Annotated in this window: 1 pseudogene; it reads left to right on the top strand. The window is 39.1% G+C overall.

Annotated features, from left to right (window positions below):
• Positions 1–43: 43 nt before the first annotated feature.
• Positions 44–419 (top strand): annotated as a pseudogene (locus STRDD10_RS10100) (ISL3 family transposase); the annotation flags it as partial.

The following is a 419-nucleotide window of genomic DNA, read 5'->3' as shown; positions in this document are numbered from 1 at the left end:
CCCTTGTTCTTGAAACGAGGACGCTTATTGAAATTCATTCCAAAAAGGAAAGATGATTAAATACAACTTTCAAAAACCTTCTAAAATTCCTCTTTTCGAACAAGCTAGAACGCCAACATTACTACGTCTGAAGAAACGTTGTTTCCAGTGTAAAAACTGTAGGAGGGTCACGGTAGCTGAGACAGCAATCGTTGAGAAAAACTGCCAAATCTCCAATCTAGTCCAACAAAAGGTTGCACACCCCCTGACTCAGAAAATGTCATTAACGGATATTGCAAGAAGACTTCGTATATCGACGTTCACTAAGCTTGACCAGTTTACTTTCAAGGAAGATTATGACAAACTCCCTACGGTTATGTTCTGGGATGAGTTTAGTTTCAAGAAAGGGGGACTTGTTTTTGTGGCTCAAAGCTATAAAA

The sequence above is a fragment of the Streptococcus sp. DD10 genome (assembly GCF_001578805.1).
In the GTDB taxonomy this organism is placed as follows: domain Bacteria; phylum Bacillota; class Bacilli; order Lactobacillales; family Streptococcaceae; genus Streptococcus.
The sequence above is the reverse complement of the archived record's forward strand: the minus strand, read 5'-3'. Positions and strand labels throughout refer to the sequence as shown.